The 13,947-nt window shown below is 71.3% G+C and carries 21 protein-coding genes and 1 pseudogene; 10 read left to right on the forward strand and 12 right to left on the reverse strand.

The annotated features are described in order from the left end of the window. Positions 1 to 14 precede the first annotated feature (14 nt). From ACZ6S4_RS00245 to ACZ6S4_RS00255, 3 genes are read left to right on the forward strand one after another with little or no spacing between them, the layout of a single operon-like run. The gene (locus tag ACZ6S4_RS00245; protein ID WP_465472752.1) at positions 15 to 386 is read left to right on the forward strand and encodes a hypothetical protein; all 372 of its coding nucleotides are present in this window, start codon (positions 15 to 17) and stop codon (positions 384 to 386) included. Next, the gene (locus ACZ6S4_RS00250) at positions 383 to 1,450 is read left to right on the forward strand and encodes a sensor histidine kinase (RefSeq protein WP_465472753.1); all 1,068 of its coding nucleotides are present in this window, start codon (positions 383 to 385) and stop codon (positions 1,448 to 1,450) included. Before ACZ6S4_RS00245 ends, ACZ6S4_RS00250 begins: the two co-directional genes overlap by 4 nt. Continuing rightward, positions 1,447 to 2,100, forward strand: coding sequence for a response regulator (locus ACZ6S4_RS00255; RefSeq protein WP_465472754.1), 654 nt, complete (start codon positions 1,447 to 1,449; stop codon positions 2,098 to 2,100). Before ACZ6S4_RS00250 ends, ACZ6S4_RS00255 begins: the two co-directional genes overlap by 4 nt. Here the strand turns inward: ACZ6S4_RS00255 and ACZ6S4_RS00260 are convergent. Then, a complete protein-coding gene (locus tag ACZ6S4_RS00260) occupies positions 2,094 to 2,414 on the reverse strand; it encodes a hypothetical protein (RefSeq protein ID WP_465472755.1) in 321 nt (106 codons plus the stop codon). The two genes, ACZ6S4_RS00255 and ACZ6S4_RS00260, sit on opposite strands and share 7 nt — an antisense overlap. A gap of 240 nt (positions 2,415 to 2,654) precedes the next feature. Between ACZ6S4_RS00260 and ACZ6S4_RS00265 the strand changes: the two are divergent. Further along, positions 2,655 to 2,820: pseudogene (locus ACZ6S4_RS00265) on the forward strand (response regulator); the annotation flags it as partial. A gap of 162 nt (positions 2,821 to 2,982) precedes the next feature. After that, positions 2,983 to 3,576 (forward strand): hypothetical protein, encoded by a 594-nt coding sequence (locus ACZ6S4_RS00270; protein WP_465472756.1) that lies wholly within the window; start codon positions 2,983 to 2,985, stop codon positions 3,574 to 3,576. A 261-nt stretch (positions 3,577 to 3,837) separates the two neighbouring features. Here the strand turns inward: ACZ6S4_RS00270 and ACZ6S4_RS00275 are convergent, their stop codons facing one another. Both ACZ6S4_RS00275 and ACZ6S4_RS00280 read right to left on the reverse strand, forming a co-directional pair. Then, a complete protein-coding gene (locus tag ACZ6S4_RS00275; protein WP_465472757.1) occupies positions 3,838 to 4,428 on the reverse strand; it encodes a dihydrofolate reductase family protein in 591 nt (196 codons plus the stop codon). 128 nt (positions 4,429 to 4,556) lie between these two features. Then, complete coding sequence (locus ACZ6S4_RS00280) at positions 4,557 to 5,234, reverse strand: DUF4253 domain-containing protein (protein ID WP_465472758.1); 678 nt, start codon at positions 5,232 to 5,234, stop codon at positions 4,557 to 4,559. Positions 5,235 to 5,377: 143 nt separating this feature from the next. Here ACZ6S4_RS00280 and ACZ6S4_RS00285 point away from each other — a divergent pair, with 143 nt between their 5' ends. Together ACZ6S4_RS00285 and ACZ6S4_RS00290 are read left to right on the forward strand one after the other, a co-directional pair. Beyond that, positions 5,378 to 5,956: a DUF2975 domain-containing protein gene (locus ACZ6S4_RS00285; protein WP_465472759.1), complete on the forward strand. Its 579-nt coding sequence runs from the start codon at positions 5,378 to 5,380 to the stop codon at positions 5,954 to 5,956. Continuing rightward, positions 5,956 to 6,195, forward strand: coding sequence for a helix-turn-helix domain-containing protein (locus ACZ6S4_RS00290; RefSeq protein WP_465472760.1), 240 nt, complete (start codon positions 5,956 to 5,958; stop codon positions 6,193 to 6,195). The genes ACZ6S4_RS00285 and ACZ6S4_RS00290 overlap by 1 nt, the downstream gene beginning before the upstream one ends. A 13-nt stretch (positions 6,196 to 6,208) precedes the next feature. On the opposite strand, the gene ACZ6S4_RS00295 is transcribed toward ACZ6S4_RS00290, so the two are convergent. Then, positions 6,209 to 6,442 carry a hypothetical protein gene (locus ACZ6S4_RS00295; protein WP_465472761.1) on the reverse strand — a complete coding sequence of 78 codons (234 nt, stop codon included), beginning with the start codon at positions 6,440 to 6,442 and terminating at the stop codon, positions 6,209 to 6,211. Positions 6,443 to 6,464: 22 nt separating this feature from the next. Between ACZ6S4_RS00295 and ACZ6S4_RS00300 the strand changes: the two genes are divergently transcribed. Then, a complete protein-coding gene (locus ACZ6S4_RS00300) occupies positions 6,465 to 7,370 on the forward strand; it encodes an aminoglycoside phosphotransferase family protein (protein WP_465472762.1) in 906 nt (301 codons plus the stop codon). Between the two features lie 5 nt (positions 7,371 to 7,375). Here the strand turns inward: ACZ6S4_RS00300 and ACZ6S4_RS00305 are convergent, their stop codons facing one another. From ACZ6S4_RS00305 to ACZ6S4_RS00320, 4 genes are read right to left on the reverse strand one after another with little or no spacing between them, the layout of a single operon-like run. Then, the gene (locus ACZ6S4_RS00305) at positions 7,376 to 8,626 is read right to left on the reverse strand and encodes an endo-1,4-beta-xylanase (protein ID WP_465472763.1); all 1,251 of its coding nucleotides are present in this window, start codon (positions 8,624 to 8,626) and stop codon (positions 7,376 to 7,378) included. Then, positions 8,619 to 9,095, reverse strand: a complete 477-nt coding sequence (locus ACZ6S4_RS00310) for an SRPBCC family protein (RefSeq protein WP_465472764.1) — start codon at positions 9,093 to 9,095, stop codon at positions 8,619 to 8,621. Before ACZ6S4_RS00310 ends, ACZ6S4_RS00305 begins: the two co-directional genes overlap by 8 nt. A gap of 6 nt (positions 9,096 to 9,101) precedes the next feature. After that, positions 9,102 to 10,121: an NADPH:quinone reductase gene (locus ACZ6S4_RS00315; protein ID WP_465472765.1), complete on the reverse strand. Its 1,020-nt coding sequence runs from the start codon at positions 10,119 to 10,121 to the stop codon at positions 9,102 to 9,104. Beyond that, a complete protein-coding gene (locus tag ACZ6S4_RS00320; protein ID WP_465472766.1) occupies positions 10,118 to 10,702 on the reverse strand; it encodes a TetR/AcrR family transcriptional regulator in 585 nt (194 codons plus the stop codon). Before ACZ6S4_RS00320 ends, ACZ6S4_RS00315 begins: the two co-directional genes overlap by 4 nt. Before the next feature lie 81 nt (positions 10,703 to 10,783). On the opposite strand from ACZ6S4_RS00320, the gene ACZ6S4_RS00325 reads away from it, so the two are divergent. Then, positions 10,784 to 11,647 carry a CE1 family esterase gene (locus ACZ6S4_RS00325; protein ID WP_465472767.1) on the forward strand — a complete coding sequence of 288 codons (864 nt, stop codon included), beginning with the start codon at positions 10,784 to 10,786 and terminating at the stop codon, positions 11,645 to 11,647. Here ACZ6S4_RS00325 and ACZ6S4_RS00330 read toward each other — a convergent pair. Both ACZ6S4_RS00330 and ACZ6S4_RS00335 read right to left on the reverse strand, forming a co-directional pair. Beyond that, a complete protein-coding gene (locus ACZ6S4_RS00330) occupies positions 11,549 to 11,860 on the reverse strand; it encodes an SDR family NAD(P)-dependent oxidoreductase (RefSeq protein ID WP_465473475.1) in 312 nt (103 codons plus the stop codon). The genes ACZ6S4_RS00325 and ACZ6S4_RS00330 overlap by 99 nt on opposite strands. After that, on the reverse strand, positions 11,824 to 12,069 hold the full coding sequence (locus ACZ6S4_RS00335; RefSeq protein ID WP_465473505.1) for a hypothetical protein: 246 nt from the start codon (positions 12,067 to 12,069) through the stop codon (positions 11,824 to 11,826). Before ACZ6S4_RS00335 ends, ACZ6S4_RS00330 begins: the two co-directional genes overlap by 37 nt. Here ACZ6S4_RS00335 and ACZ6S4_RS00340 point away from each other — a divergent pair. Beyond that, positions 12,057 to 12,731 (forward strand): LysR family transcriptional regulator, encoded by a 675-nt coding sequence (locus tag ACZ6S4_RS00340; RefSeq protein ID WP_465472768.1) that lies wholly within the window; start codon positions 12,057 to 12,059, stop codon positions 12,729 to 12,731. The two genes, ACZ6S4_RS00335 and ACZ6S4_RS00340, sit on opposite strands and share 13 nt — an antisense overlap. Before the next feature lie 181 nt (positions 12,732 to 12,912). Here ACZ6S4_RS00340 and ACZ6S4_RS00345 read toward each other — a convergent pair whose 3' ends face one another. After that, complete coding sequence (locus ACZ6S4_RS00345) at positions 12,913 to 13,041, reverse strand: hypothetical protein (RefSeq protein ID WP_465472769.1); 129 nt, start codon at positions 13,039 to 13,041, stop codon at positions 12,913 to 12,915. A 67-nt stretch (positions 13,042 to 13,108) separates the two neighbouring features. Beyond that, on the reverse strand, positions 13,109 to 13,921 hold the full coding sequence (locus ACZ6S4_RS00350) for a class I SAM-dependent methyltransferase (RefSeq protein ID WP_465472770.1): 813 nt from the start codon (positions 13,919 to 13,921) through the stop codon (positions 13,109 to 13,111). Between the last annotated feature and the right edge of the window lie 26 nt (positions 13,922 to 13,947).

Here is a 13,947-nt window from a genome sequence, read left to right on the forward strand (position 1 = left end):
CTAGCGTACGAACCATGAACCTGCGTCTCGCCGTCGTGCTCGGACTTGCGGCGCTCATCCGTCCCGCGCTCAGCATTCTGGGCGCGTACGAGGGGCCACTGGGCAAGCCCTTCGGTCCCCTGCTGATCACCGCGCTCATCTGCGTCGGCTGGGTCGCCGCGGCGGTGCTCGTCAAGGTCGAGAAGCCGGTGCAGACGTTGCTCGCGGCCGGTCTCGCGTACGGGATCGGGGCGATCTTGCTGAATTGGTCCCTGCAGCCGTTCCTCGAGTCGGCCGAGACGATTCCGCTGCCCGGCTATGTCGGGATTCTGATCTTCAACGCGCTCCTGGGCGCGGCCCTCGGCGGGATCGCCTGGCTGATCCGCCGCCGTAGTCTGGCCTCGTGAGCGTGGTGCTCGGTCTCCTGACCGCGGTGATCGTCGCCGCCGCGGTCGCCGCCGACGTGCGCGGCGACGGCGTCCACCCGGTCGCCTATCTGTTCGCGGCCGGGTTCGGCGCGCTCATGCTGGTGCGCCGGCGTCATCCGGTGGGCGTGCTGGTCGCGACCGGCGTCGGGCTGCTCGGCTATTACGCGCTGGGGCTGCCCCCGATCGGTCTCGCGCTGCCGGTGGGGGCCGCCCTCTACTCGGCTGCCGAGGCCGGGCGGCTGCGGTGGGCGACCGCGACGGCGGCCGCGCTCGTGGCGATCTCGTCGGTGGCGCGCAGTCTGGGCGGGGAGGACCCCGGTTACCTGTACGCCTACGAGCTGCCCACAACCGTCGCAGTGATGGCCGCCGCGATCCTCCTCGGCGACGTCGTGCGGACCCGCAGGTTGTGGCGGGCCGAGGCGGCGGACCGGGCTGCGCGCGAGGTCGACCGGCGGATGCAGCACGAGCGGGTGGCGCTCGCCCGGGACCTGCATGACGTCCTCGCCCACACGATTTCGGTGGTGACGCTGCACGCGGACGTGGCGGCGGAGGCGATCGAGGACGGCAACACTTCTGCGGCCCGTACCGCCGTACGACGGGTGCGGGAAGCCAGCGGCGGCGCCGCGCGCGAGTTGCGGGGAACGCTGGCGGCCCTGCGGGCCGACGAGGATCCGCCGGCGGGCGTGCTGGCCCGCCTCGGCGAGCTGACCGGCGGCGCCCCGGTGGAGGTGGTCGTGGAGGGCACCGAGCGCGCGCTGCCGCAGGTGGTGGACTCGACGGCGTACCGGATCGTGCAGGAGGCGCTCACCAACGCCCGCCGTCATGCGGCGGGACATCCGGTCCGGCTGACCATCGGCTACCGGCCGTCGTCGCTGGAGCTGACCATCGTCAACGAGGGCGCGGCCGAAGCAAGGTCGGGCGGACACGGCCTTCGAGGCATGCGAGAACGCGTGGCGCTGCTCGGCGGCACCCTGCACGCCGGCCGGGCCGCGGACGGCACGTTCGTCGTGGCGGCGATGCTGCCCGCGGAGGCGGCCGCATGACGGTCCGGGTGCTGCTCGCCGACGATCAGGAACTCGTACGGGCCGGCCTGCGCGCTCTCCTGGAGCGCGATCCGACGCTGGCCGTCGTGGGCGAGGCCGCCGACGGGGTGGCGGCGGTCGCGCTCACCCGCCGGCACCGGCCGGACATCGTGCTGATGGACCTCCGGATGCCCGTCTGCGACGGCATCGAGGCGACCCGGCAGATCGTGCAAGATCAAACCCTCTCCCCCGTACGGGTCATCGCGCTCACCACCTACGGCACCGACCAGAACGTCTTCGCCGCGATCCGGGCGGGCGCGGCCGGCTTCCTGCTGAAGGACTGCGGACCGGACGAGCTGCGCCGCGCGGTCAAGCTCGTGGCAACCGGCGAAGCCCTGTTGTCACCGGCGGTGACGCGCCGGGTGATGGACGCCGCGGTCGGCGCCGGACCTCGCCCGGTGGACGGAACGGCGCTGGCCGCCCTGACGGAACGGGAACGCGATGTGCTGGCCGAGGTCGCGGCCGGCCTTTCCAACAACGAGATCGCGGCGGCTCTGCATCTGAGCCCGGCGACGGTGCGGACGTACGTGAGCCGGCTGCTGACGAAGCTGGATGCGCGCGATCGCGCCCAGCTCGTCGTCTATGCGTATCGCGCCGGACTGGCTCACTGAGTGCGATTGTCCTTCATGAGGTCCACCAGAACTTTGCCGGCCACGCCGTTCTCCACTGCTCGGTGGGCGTCGGCGGCGCGGTGCGGCGGGAAGCGCAGCAGCGGCAGGCCGTGCTCCTCGCCGACCGGCAGGGCGCCGTCCCGGATCGCGGCGGCGACGTCTTCGACGGCTGCGGCGCGGGCCTGCGGGCCGGCCGTGTAGAGCACCAGGAACTGCAAGCGCGTGTTCAGCACCATGTTCTGCCCCACGTTCAGCTCGACCGCAAGTCCGCCCTCGTTGGCGCACGTCGCGATCGTGCCCCGGGTGCGCAGCACCGCCAGGTCCAGAGTCAGGTTCGCGCCCAGCGGGCACCACCCCGGCGCCCGGCCTCGACCAGCTCCCGGAACTGGTCGAGGCCTGCCGGGCGGCCGGGATCGACGTCCGCGTCGTCAGCGACGGGACGCCGCGGCGCCTACCGCCGCTGGTCGAGCTCACCGCCTTCCGGATCGTCCAGGAAGCCCTCACCAACGTCACCGAGCACGCGGTCCGCCCGGTCGTCACGATCCACGTTCCGCATGCTGATCGACTCCTGCGACGACATGACAGTCGTGGCCGAGGCCGCGAACGGCGAGGAAGCGTTCGGCCGGCACCCGCGTGCTGATCCTCACGACGTTCGAGACCGACGAGTACGTGGCCCGCGCGCTCGAGGCCGGGGCCAGCGGGTTCCTGGGCAAAGACGTCACCGTCGAGGTCATCTGTCGCCAGGCCTTGAACTCCTTCGGTCATCAGATCCTGCCGAGTCTCTCACCCGATGGAGCGACAAGTGATAGCCCGCAGGAGTGACAGCGCGACAAATCGCCTCCGGGTCGCGTCATGAGCGGTCGGGTCCGGGCTCTTCTCGGTATGGCATTGTTTCCGAACTTCCTCCGCAAGGCGGCGATGGTCGGCCTGGCCGTCTCCGCGATCTCTCTGCCCGTTGTCGGCGGTACCGCTTCGGCGGCACCGGTGAGCCCGGCCGCTCCGGCGGCAGTCGTCCAGGCGCCGGCGCTCAGCCCGGCCGCCAAGATGTTCATGCGGCGTGACCGCAACAGCGTGTGCATCAACGCGCACGTCCAGAACATCGGCTGGCAGGGCTGGCGTTGTTCCAGCAACGGCCGGCCCGCACTGGCCGGAACCGTGGGTCAGTCTCTGCGGCTCGAGGCGCTGTCGATCTCGACCCGCCGTACCGGTGGGGTGTGCGCCCAGGCGCACGTGCAGAACCAGGGGTGGCAGCGCACCCGCTGCACCGGTCGCAACGACACGGTGACCGTCGGGACCGAGGGCCAGTCCCTGCGGCTCGAGGCGCTGCGCCTGAGCACCCGTACGGGCATCTGCGCCCAGGGCCACGTGCAGAACATCGGCTGGCAGAACTGGCAGTGCTCCCGCCGCGGCGGCCAGGTCGAGATCGGCACCGTCGGCCGGTCGCTGAGCCTCGAGGCACTGCGCGTCCGCGTCTGACCCTCTCCCGAGTGGATACGCCCGCGGAAGCCCTCCGACTTCCGCGGGCGTATCCGTTTTTCGTCGACGGACCTACGATTCAGCCCGTGGCGGGAATGAACGGAGACCCCTCGTCGTGGGTTTGACGCGAGGGATTCTCGCGCCCGGAACGGGGATGGTCGGGGTCCGGTTCCGGCCCGGCGCCGCGGCGACAACCACAACCACGCCCCCACCTACCAGCCGCTGCTTCGTGCGCGGACCCTTCGCCGCACCCGGTAGCGCTCATCCCCGCCTCACCTCGTAGCGCAGGTGAAGCGTCTTCGGCGCTTGCAACGTCCGGACCAGGTCCAGTTCGATGTGGTCGGGTGGCAGGCCCTCGAACAGCAGCCGGCCCCGGCCGAGGAGGACCGGCATCAGCTGGATCTCGACAACGTCGAGCAGTCCGGCCTTCAGGCACTCCTGAGCGGTGTAGGCACCGTGCATCATGACGTCCCGGCCGTCCGCGGCCGCCTTGGCCTGCTCCACGCACGCCGCGATGCCGTCGGTCACGTAGTGCACCCGCTCGTACGGGTTGTCCGCCGGGGCCCGATGGGTGGGCACGAAGATCGGCACGCCGTCGTGATGGTCGCCGCCCCAGTAGCCGGCGAAGTCACCGGTCCGCCGCCCGGTGATGACGGCGCCGGTCGCCATCGACTCGTCGAACACGATCCGGCTGGCGCTGCTGCTCGGCCGGAACTCGTCGACCGTGGGTCCGGGGCCGAGCCACTCCATCAGTCTCATGCCGCCCTCGCCGGCCGGACTCTGCTCGTTGTCGCCGGGACCGGTGATGAATCCGTCCAGGGACATCGCCATGTACAGGATGATCTGTGTCATGACGCCAGGCTAGGCACGCCGGAGGCTGCGGCCTGAACAGTCGTCATCCTCGCCTTCCTCGCCCGCGAGCTGCCCGTCGACATCCCGTACGCAGAACTGGGCGTGATCCACCGCTTCTCCTCCAAGAGTCACGGGCGGTTGTAGAGACACCATTGGTTCAGCTCCCGGAGAGCTCGCGCATAAGCCCGCACCGTGGTCCGCGCGGTCAGCCCTGCTATCGCCACGTGTTCGAGCGCCAGCCGTTCGGCGTCCGCCAGGTCCGCCGGATGCCGGGGCACCGTGAAGCCGTTGGCCAGCCCGATCGTGGTCGGGGCGGCGCCGTACCGCTCGTGCCACCGGCGGGCCGCGGCCAGCAGCAGGTCCCCCGGGGTGCCCCACCCGCCGTACGGATCCAGGTAGGCGAAGGCCGCCCACGGCTCCGGACGGGGCAGGATGACCAGCAGTTCCGGCTCTCCGTATCCGGTCACGTCGTAGCCGTCGAGGTGGTAGCCCTCGTCGCCGGTGCCCATCAGCTCCCGATCAGGGTGGGTGAAACTGTGCAGGCGGCCCAGTTCGGCATCGACGTCGGCGGTCCGGGCCCAGGCGATCAGGTCGCCCGGGCTGCTGTCGTGATGGAAGTCGGGGTCCAGGACCGCGTCGCTGTCGAAAGCCAGCACGGGATTGTGATCCGGGAGGGCGGCGCGGGCGGAGCGCAGCAGCTGCTGGGCGTCGCCGGCCGGGCGGACCACGATCACCGTCTCGTCGTGGATGCGTACCTGTTGCGCCGGATGGTTCCCGAGCCCGGCGACTCGAAGGATCTTGTCCACCACGTCAAGGTAGTCATGGACCGCGACCCCTCCGCAGGGCGGCGCCACTAGACGGGCGCACTGAGCGCCGCCCGGTCTCCCCTTGACAGACCGGCGCAGGATATCGATTATCAATACATCGAATATCGATAAGGAGATGGGTCATGGTCGAGCGCCACCGCCCGTTCGCCCGCATCCGCAGCTTCCTCTGGGTGCTGATACTGACCGACGTCGTGGCCGTTCTCGGCCAGGTCCTGCAGCTCGACGGCCCGGCCACCCGCCGCTTCGACGTGCTGCCGTCGGCGCTGCCGGTCGGGCAGCCCTCCACCGAGCTGCGGATCCAGGCCGTCAGCGTGTCGATCCAGGAGCCGACCGGCTACCAGACCGGGCTCGACCTGCTCATCGGTCCGCTCCCGCTGGCGGTCGGCACACTGCCGATCATCTGGTACGCCCTGCGCCTCATCGACCGCATCACCGCCACGCAGCCGTTCACCCAGGCCACCGCGACCGGCCTGCGCCGCCTCGGCGTGGTCGTCCTGATCGCCGGCGCCGCCTCCGAGATCGTCCGCAGCATCGCCGGCTATCTGCTGGCCGCCACCGTGGTGCCGCCCGGCGCGAGGATGGTGATGGTCGACTACACCCTCAGCGTCTGGTGGCTGATGCTCGGCCTTCTGCTGCTGGCCTTCGCTCAGATCATCGGGTACGGCCGCGGCCTGCGCGCCGAGCTCGACACGGTCATCTGATGCCACCCGAGGAACAACACCGCGTCGTCCTGCACCTGGACGCCCTGCTCGCCCGCAAGGGCCTGACCCTCACCGAGCTGGCCGACCGGGTGGGCCTGACCCTGGCCAACCTGTCGATCCTCAAGAACGGCCGGGCCAAGGCGATCCGCTTCAGCACACTGACCGCCCTCTGCGACGCCCTCGACTGCCAGCCCGGCGACCTCCTCGAGGTCAGCGACCGGACCAGCAGCCGGAGGTAGTGTCCTGAGCCGGCTAGTTCACCGGCGGCGCGAGCACGACGGCGTAGCCGCCGCCGAGGATGTGACCTCCAGTGACACCGAACGCGGTGAGCGCGCCGCTCCGGATCAACGTGTCCACACCGCCGACGCCGATCGCCTCGGTGCTGGGCTCCGGCAGGTCGACGACCGCCAGGCCGTACGGGCTTCCGAACGCCTGGATGGCGAGAGCCGGTGACCGCCCGTCTGCCTCAGGCCGGTCGGGTCGCAAGCCCCGGGTACCGTCGCTTCCCGTGATCGAGTCCGAGATGGAGATCAGCGCAGATCTGGTCCGCGACCTGCTGCGTGAGCAGCACCCGGACCTGGCCGACCTGCCCATCCGCGAGGTAGCGGGCGGCTGGGGAAACCAGATGTGGCGCCTCGGGAACGACCTGGTCGTCCGGATGCAACGGATGGACACGAGCCCCGATCCGCAGCTCAAGGAGCGTCGCTGGCTGCCCGTGCTGGGTCCACGTCTGCCGCTTCCGGTCCCGGCTCCGGTGCGCCACGGAACGCCGTCCGAGCGCTTCGGAAAGATGTGGACGGTCATGACCTGGGTCGAGGGCACGCCCCTGGACGAGGGGACGATCGTCCGCGGCGACCACGCGGCCGACACGTTGGCGGCCTTCCTCAAAGCGCTGCACGTGGAGGCGCCCGCCGACGCGCCGGGTGCCTCGGACTTCGGCACCCATCCCAAGGACTCCAGGGGCGGGTTCGAGCACTTCTTGGCGGCCGTGGACCTCGACGTCTTCGGTTTTGCCGAGGACGACATCCGGGCCGTGTGGGAAGACGCGGTGGCGACCCCCGAGTGGCCGGGACCACCGGTATGGGTGCACGGTGATCTGCATCCCGCGAACGTCGTCATCGCCGACGGCACACTGGCGGGCATCATCGACTTCGACGCCCTCTTCGCCGGCGATCCGGCCTGGGACCTCGGGGCTGCCTGGCTGCTGTTGCCCGAGGGAAGCGCCTCGCGGTTCTTCGACAGCTACGCCCGGGCGGACGAGGCGACGGTCCGGCGGGCGCGCGGGCTGGCCGCCATGAAGAGCCTGTTCCTGATGCTGATGGGCCAGAACGGGAACCGCGGCCTGCCCGGCGGCAAGCCGAACTGGGGGCCCGCAGGCCGGTCGGCCCTGGATCGCGTCCTGACAGGCATGTGACCGAGCTATGCGTCGATGTGCACCGTCTCGGTGGCCTGACCGGGGCGGATGACGAACGGGGTTCCGGACACCGTGTAGTCGCCGAAGAAGCCACGCACCACCACCGTGCCGTCGGAGCCGGTCCGCAGCTCGGTCGGCGGCAGCCACCACTGTCCTTTGATGAGGCCTTCCAGCGCGTCGTACGAGGGCTTGCGGCTGCCGTCCGCGCGCACCAGCCCGACCGGCGCGCCCAGCCAGGCGCCGTCGTCGGTGAGACCCCAATAGTTGATCGATGCGACAGCCGGGTGGGCCACCAGCGACCGGTAGTGCCGCACGACCTCGTCGGCCTGGCGGGCCTCCCCCTCGGGCGTCGTCGGCCAGTCCGGGATCTGATAGTCGTTGAGATCCACGATCTCGGGCGGCATCAGGTGCCCCGACACCAGGGTGCTCTCGGTCAGGTGCAACGGCAGCCCGTAGCGGGCGAACCGGTCGAGCATGCCCCGCATGTACTCCTCACCGCGGTACCCCTGGTGCATATGGGTCTGCAACCCGATCGCGTCGATCCGGATGCCGGCTTCGAGCACCCCCTCGATCAGGCACTCGTACGCCGAACTGAGGTCGAAGTCGTTGAGCACGAGGGTCACCGCCGGATTGGCCGTCCGCGCCTCCTCGAACGCCATCCGCACCATGGCGATACGGCCCCGGGCCCGGGCGAGCCGGGTGATGGCGCTGTCCCCGTTCGCGAAGACCGGCATGATCACGGCCTCGTTGATGGCGTCCCAGAGGTCGATCACACCGGCGAATCCACCGACGAGCTCACGGATCCGGTTGCGCTGCAACCGTTCCACCTCGTCGAGGTCCAGGTCGAGCAGCCACGGTGGCTGCACCGTGTGCCAGAGCAGCGGGTGTCCCTTGACGGTGACGCCACGGTCGGCGAGCCAGCGTGCGGTTCGCGTCAGCCGTTCGACGTCGGTCGTGCCCCGCCGCGGCTCGTATGGCCCCCAGTAGAACGGCAGGGTCGCGGTGTTGAACAGGTTGAGCCACAAGTCGCCCAGCCGGTCCAGGCTCAGGGCCGTCGCGCCGCCGAAGGCCGGGCCGGCCGCGTCGGGCGGCGGACCACCGACGAGGCTCACGAAGTCGAAAGCGATGTTGCCGAAAGGGAACGCGTGTCGCTGCTGGGCCACGGTGACGACCCGGTCGGACAACGGCCGCCGGTCCGGCCCGAGCACGGTCAGGGTGACTTCGCCGATCCGGTGCTGCATGCTCTCGTCAGGCACTGTCCCGTTCCTCCTGATACTCGGCGAGCTGCTTGATGTGGGCCGCGCGCTGCTCGAGCAGTCGTCGCAGATAGGGCGCGAGCACCACTCGGGTCACCAGGGTCCCGAGCGGACCGAACGGCGCAGTGACCGTCATACGGTCGATCATCTGTGTCCGCCCGCCACCGAGATCCTCGAAGACGTGTTCGTGGACCAGAGCGTGGAAGGGACCGCGGACCTGCTCGTCGACGAACCGACGCGGAGGCTCGTGCGCGGTGATGCGGCTGGTCATGGACCAGAGGATGCCGAAGTGACGCGCGCGGAACGTGACCTCGTCCCCCAGCCGGACTTCCCGCCTGCCGGTGCTCGTCGTTGCTGTCTCCCGGCTCGCGGCCAGGGAAGCGGCGTGGACGTCCATGTCCAGTTCCAGGTCGAAGACCACCCCGGCCGTCGCCTGGATGTCCGTCACGACCTCGATGAGTGCGGGCATCGGCCGTCAGGACGCCACGTCGACCAGGACCTTGCCGACCGTGCCCTGCTCCACCGCCCGGTGCGCGTCGGCGGTGCGCTCCAGCGGGAAGCGGACCAGCGGCAAGCCGTGCTCCTCGCCAACCGGCAGAGCGCCGTCACCCACGGCCGCAGCGACGTCCTCGGCGGCTGCGGCGAGCGCGTCCGGTCCCACCGTGTAGAGGACGAGGAACTGGAAGCGCGTGTTGAGCATCATGTTCTGCCGGACGTCCAGCTGGACCGGTTTGCCGCCGTCGTTGGCGTACGTCGAGATCGTGCCCCGGGTGCGCAGCACGGCCAGGTCCAGGGCGAGGTTCGCGCCGAGCGCGACCTCGGCGATGATGTCGACGCCGTCCGGGGCGATCCGCCGGATGCCTGCGGCCGGGTCACCCTCACGGTAGTTGATCACGGGGTGGGCGCCGGCAGCGGTGGCCAGCCGGGCCTTCTCCGGCCCGCTGATCGTGCTGATGACGGTGGCGCCGGCCCACCGGGCGAGCTGGATGACCGCGTGCCCGACCGCACCGGCCCCGCCCGCGGCGAGCACGACCTTGCCGTCGAGCGCTCCGGGCCGCAGGCGCCGCGGCCCGTCCTCGGCGACGGTCAGCGCGCGGTGGGCGGTGAGAGCCGGTACGCCGAGCGAGGCACCGACGTCGAACCCGGCCGCGTCGGGCAGCGGCACGGCCTGACCGGCGGGGACGACGGTGAACTCGGCGGCGGTGCCGGTCGGGCGCCCGGCCGTGGCCATGTACAGCCAGACCCGCTGCCCGATCCGGCTCCGGTCGACACCCTCGCCGACCGCCTCGATCACTCCGGCGCCGTCCAGGTGCGGCGTGACCTCGGGGAACTGCAGCGAGTTGGTGGCGCCCGAGCGGGTCTTCCAGTCGGTGGGGTTGACCTCGGACACGGTGACCCGGACGCGTACCTCGCCGGGGGCGGGGGTGGGCAGGTCGCGCTCGGCGAGCTGAAGAACGTCGGGATCGCCGGTGGTGCCGTACACGATGGCCTTCATGCCGTGATTCTCCCAGGCCGGGCGGTGCGGATGCCCGTCAGAACGACGTCCAGGTAGCGCCGCGTCAGCGGAGCGCGCTGGTCCGGGGTGGCGTGCACGGTGGCGGCGAAGACGACGCCGCACATCAGGCGGACGACGTCCTCGTGGGTGACGTCGGGGCTGACGACGCCCGCGGCCTGGGCACGGTCGAGCAGGTGGCCGGTCGCCGTGGTCAGGCGGGTGACCAGTTCGGTGGTCTCGGGCAGGGCGTGCGTCGTGGCGGCGAAGACCGGTTGGATGGAGGCGTCCCGCAGCTGGGCGTCGATGCCGGCGAGCAGGAAGCCGGCGAACGCCTCCCACGGGTCGTCGGCGGCGGCGCGGTCGGCCCGGGCGACGAGCTCTTCCAGCCCGGGACGGGCGATCGTCTCGAGCAGGGCCTCCGGGGTCGGGAAGTGGCGGTAGACGGTCGCCACCCCGATCGACGCCGCGCGGGCGACGTCGTTGAGCCGCAGGGACTCGCCGTCGTCGACGAAGCGCCGGGCCGTGTCGACGATGTGCTGCCAGTTGCGGGCCGCGTCCTTGCGGATCCGGGTGGTCGTCACGTGAGCAGGATAACGGATACCTCATCCACTTCATGCTACGGTCAAGTGGATAGTTCATCCGTTACGTGCGAGGGGCTGCTCATGACCATCACCAGGGGCGAGATCGACGCGGCGGGCCGGCCCCGCACGTACACGCTGGTCACTCCGCCCGGCGGCGACTACGACCGCCTGCTGCTCGTCTTCCACGGCTCCACGCAGAACGCCGGCGTGTTCCGCTCCTTCACCGGCAACGCGTTCGACCACGTGGGCGGGGCCGCTGTCGCGTACCTCGACGGTTTCCGGGGCAACTGGAACGACTCCCGCAAGGCCAGCCGCTTCCCGGCCCGGGTGCAGAACATCGACGACGTGGCGTTCGCCGAGGCAGCCGTCGAACAGCTCGGCGACGGCCGCCCGGTGTACGCGGCGGGATTCTCCAACGGCGGCGGCATGGTGATCCGGCTCCTGCACGAGCGTCCCGACCTGCTCGACGGTGGCGCCGTCATCGCGGCCCAGCAGCCCGCGCCGGACAACTTCCTGCTGCCCGGCCTGCCGGTGGTCCCGAAGCCGGTGCTCTTCTTCCACGGCACCAAGGACCGGATCGTGCCGTACGGCGGCGGGCAGATGGCCGCCTGGGCCCGGTTCGCCTTCAAGGTCGGCGGCACGATGCTCTCCGCACCGGACACCGCCGCGTACTTCGCCGCCCGCAACGGCATCACCGCTCCGCCGGTCACCGTCGACCTGCCGCCCCGGGCCGGGCAGCCGGGCCGGACCTCGGTGAGCCGGACCGACTACCGCCAGGACGGGCACGCGCCGGTCACCCTCTACACCGTCCACGGCGGAGGGCACACCATCCCCGGCGCGACGCCTTCACCGAGACTGATGGGCCGGACCGCCGCAGACATGTACGCAACCGAGGCGATCGCCGAGTTCTTCGCGCTCAGCCCATCCGGGCGCCGAAGGCCTTGAGTGCCGGGAGCCCCGGGAGAGCCAATCGGTCGCGTACGGCCCGGGCTCGACGCAGGTCACGCTGATGCCGAATCCTTCGACCTCCTGGGCCAGGGACTCCGAGATGCCTTCGAGCGCCCACTTCGACGCGTGATAGGCGCCGATGCCCGGGTAGGCCCGGACCCCGCCCTCGCTGGTCACCTGCAGGAGATGCCCGCGCCCGAAGCGGTGCACCGCCCGGTCGACGGCGGCGAAGACACCTTCGCGATCGGCGACGTCGAGCTCCAGCGGCAGGACCGTCTCGGGAAACGCTCGACCAGGTCGTCCAGCGCCGCGGGCTTGCGCGCGGTCGCGACCACCCGGTCGCCGCGCTCCAGCGCGGCCTGCGCCCACAGCCGGCCGAAGCCGCTCGATGTACCGGTGATGAACCATGTCTTGCTCACGTCAGGGTCAACTGGACGTCCATCCCCAGTACTGCGCGGAGGCTGCCGCCGGCACGCGGCTGTTCCGGCGCGGTCCGCGCGGCGTCGAACCGACCGAGGCCGGACACCGCCTGGCCGCACGGGCCGCGACGATTATCGATCAGCTGGACGCCGCCGAGCGCGACGTCGCCGGCCTGTCGGCCCCGCTGGACGGGGAGGTCGCCCTGGGCGGCTTCCCCACCACCGCCATGCGGCTCGCACCTCGCACGATCGCCCGGGTCCGGACCACTCATCCGGCCATCCGGATCGAGTTCTTCGAGGCCTCGACGCCGGTGCAGATCCGGCGGCTGCGGGCCGGCCGCCTCGACCTCGCGATCCTGGTGGCCGGGGCGGATCGGCCCGACTACGACCTGACCGGCATCGAGCTGGAGGTCTGGCCGGCCGGCCGGTTGGTGCTGGCGATCTCCCGGCGCCACCGGCTGGCCGGTGCCGACCGGGTCACCGTCGCGGACCTGGCGGACGAGGGCTGGATCGTCGGCCGGGGCGCGCGCGGTGAGCCGCAGTTCGGGGCCTGGCCGACGATCCAGGGCCGCCCGCGGGTCGTCGCCGAGCTCGGTGACTGGTCGGCCCGGCTCGGTTCGTCGCCGCCGGGCTCGGGGTCACGACCGTGCCGCGTCTCGTAGCCGGCGCCCTGCCCGACGGCGTCGTCTGCGTCGAGGTGGACGACCGCGGCTACACGGGCCGCTCGATGATGCTGGCCCGCATCGGCAGTCTCACCGGGCCCGCCTCCGCGGTGCGCTCGGCGCTTTTTACGAGGCCCGCGCGATCGCCGGTGCGCCGTTGCCGTCCTGAGCCGGGACGCGCTCACGTCGCGTCGTCGTTGAGGACGCTGCAGCCCTCGACCGCCCAGATCCGGTCGGTGTGCTTACGGCCGGCGGCGAACATGGCCTGGTAGCCGTCGCTGTTCGGTGCCGAACCGGCCCTGTCCAGCACGGGCCGCGGTCGTACTTTCGTGAAACAAGTAGCCGATGAGCGGCTGCCCGGCGCGGCAGCGGAAGTGTCAGGCGCTGAGGGGTGGTGTCGGCCGGTCGTGCTCGATGCCCCGGTTGGTGAATTGCAGGAGGCTGACGGCGAGCCAGGGGCCGCTGTACCAGTATCCGGGCCCGAGCCCGCGCAGTGTGCCCTGTCCGAGGTACGCGGCGTACTTGCGCACGAACGGGGAGGGGTCGGCGATGAGCAGCCGGCCGCCGGGGCGCAGCACCCGGATCGCCTCGTCCAGCGCGCGGTGGCGCCCTTCGGCCGACGAGATGTTGTGGATGGCCATCGCGCTGGTCACGACGTCGAACGAATCGTTCGGGAAGGGCAGCGCTGTCATGTCGCCGCCGCGTACTTCGACCCGGTCGGCGACCCCGGCCGCGGCGGCGTTGGCGAGGGTGGATTCGGGGCGGTTGCCGCTCTGGTCCGCCGACCACAGGTCCACGCCGACGGCCCGCCCCCGCGGGAGCCGGCGGGCTGCCGCGATCAGTACGGCACCGCGGCCGCAACCCATGTCCAGCACCTGCTCGTCGCCCCGGAAGACGGCCCGGTCGAGGATGCCGTCCCAGGCGCGCAGCTTGCCGCGCAGCGTGGTGTGCAGGTAGATGCCAGTGCCGGTGAGCAGCACCGCGCTGGTGACGGCCAGAGTGGTTCGGCCGGTTCGCCGGCCGGCGGCGGCCAAGGCGGAAGCGACGCCTGCCGCGCCGAGCAGAGCCGGGATCGGTGGCGCATCAATGCCGTAGGAGGGGCGGCTGCGTGCGGGCGTGGCGGTCATGCGGGGAGGTCCTTCCGGGTCGGTGAGCGACGCCGGCCCGCGTTGCCGCTGGAACTTTGACATGCTGTAAGGATTAAGGAACTCTTACA

The sequence above is a fragment of the Actinoplanes sp. NPDC051405 genome (genome assembly GCF_055586185.1).

Excerpts from the sequence above, each read along its gene's own strand:
- ACZ6S4_RS00245 (WP_465472752.1), top strand. The coding sequence starts at position 15 with ATGAACCTGCGTCTCGCCGTCGTGCTCGGACTTGCGGCGCTCATCCGT.
- ACZ6S4_RS00255 (WP_465472754.1), top strand. The coding sequence starts at position 1,447 with ATGACGGTCCGGGTGCTGCTCGCCGACGATCAGGAACTCGTACGGGCC.
- ACZ6S4_RS00270 (WP_465472756.1), top strand. The coding sequence starts at position 2,983 with ATGGCATTGTTTCCGAACTTCCTCCGCAAGGCGGCGATGGTCGGCCTG.
- ACZ6S4_RS00275 (WP_465472757.1), bottom strand. The coding sequence starts at position 4,428 with ATGACACAGATCATCCTGTACATGGCGATGTCCCTGGACGGATTCATC.
- ACZ6S4_RS00285 (WP_465472759.1), top strand. The coding sequence starts at position 5,378 with ATGGTCGAGCGCCACCGCCCGTTCGCCCGCATCCGCAGCTTCCTCTGG.
- ACZ6S4_RS00290 (WP_465472760.1), top strand. The coding sequence starts at position 5,956 with ATGCCACCCGAGGAACAACACCGCGTCGTCCTGCACCTGGACGCCCTG.
- ACZ6S4_RS00310 (WP_465472764.1), bottom strand. The coding sequence starts at position 9,095 with ATGCCCGCACTCATCGAGGTCGTGACGGACATCCAGGCGACGGCCGGG.
- ACZ6S4_RS00315 (WP_465472765.1), bottom strand. The coding sequence starts at position 10,121 with ATGAAGGCCATCGTGTACGGCACCACCGGCGATCCCGACGTTCTTCAG.
- ACZ6S4_RS00325 (WP_465472767.1), top strand. The coding sequence starts at position 10,784 with ATGACCATCACCAGGGGCGAGATCGACGCGGCGGGCCGGCCCCGCACG.
- ACZ6S4_RS00340 (WP_465472768.1), top strand. The coding sequence starts at position 12,057 with ATGTCTTGCTCACGTCAGGGTCAACTGGACGTCCATCCCCAGTACTGC.
- ACZ6S4_RS00350 (WP_465472770.1), bottom strand. The coding sequence starts at position 13,921 with ATGTCAAAGTTCCAGCGGCAACGCGGGCCGGCGTCGCTCACCGACCCG.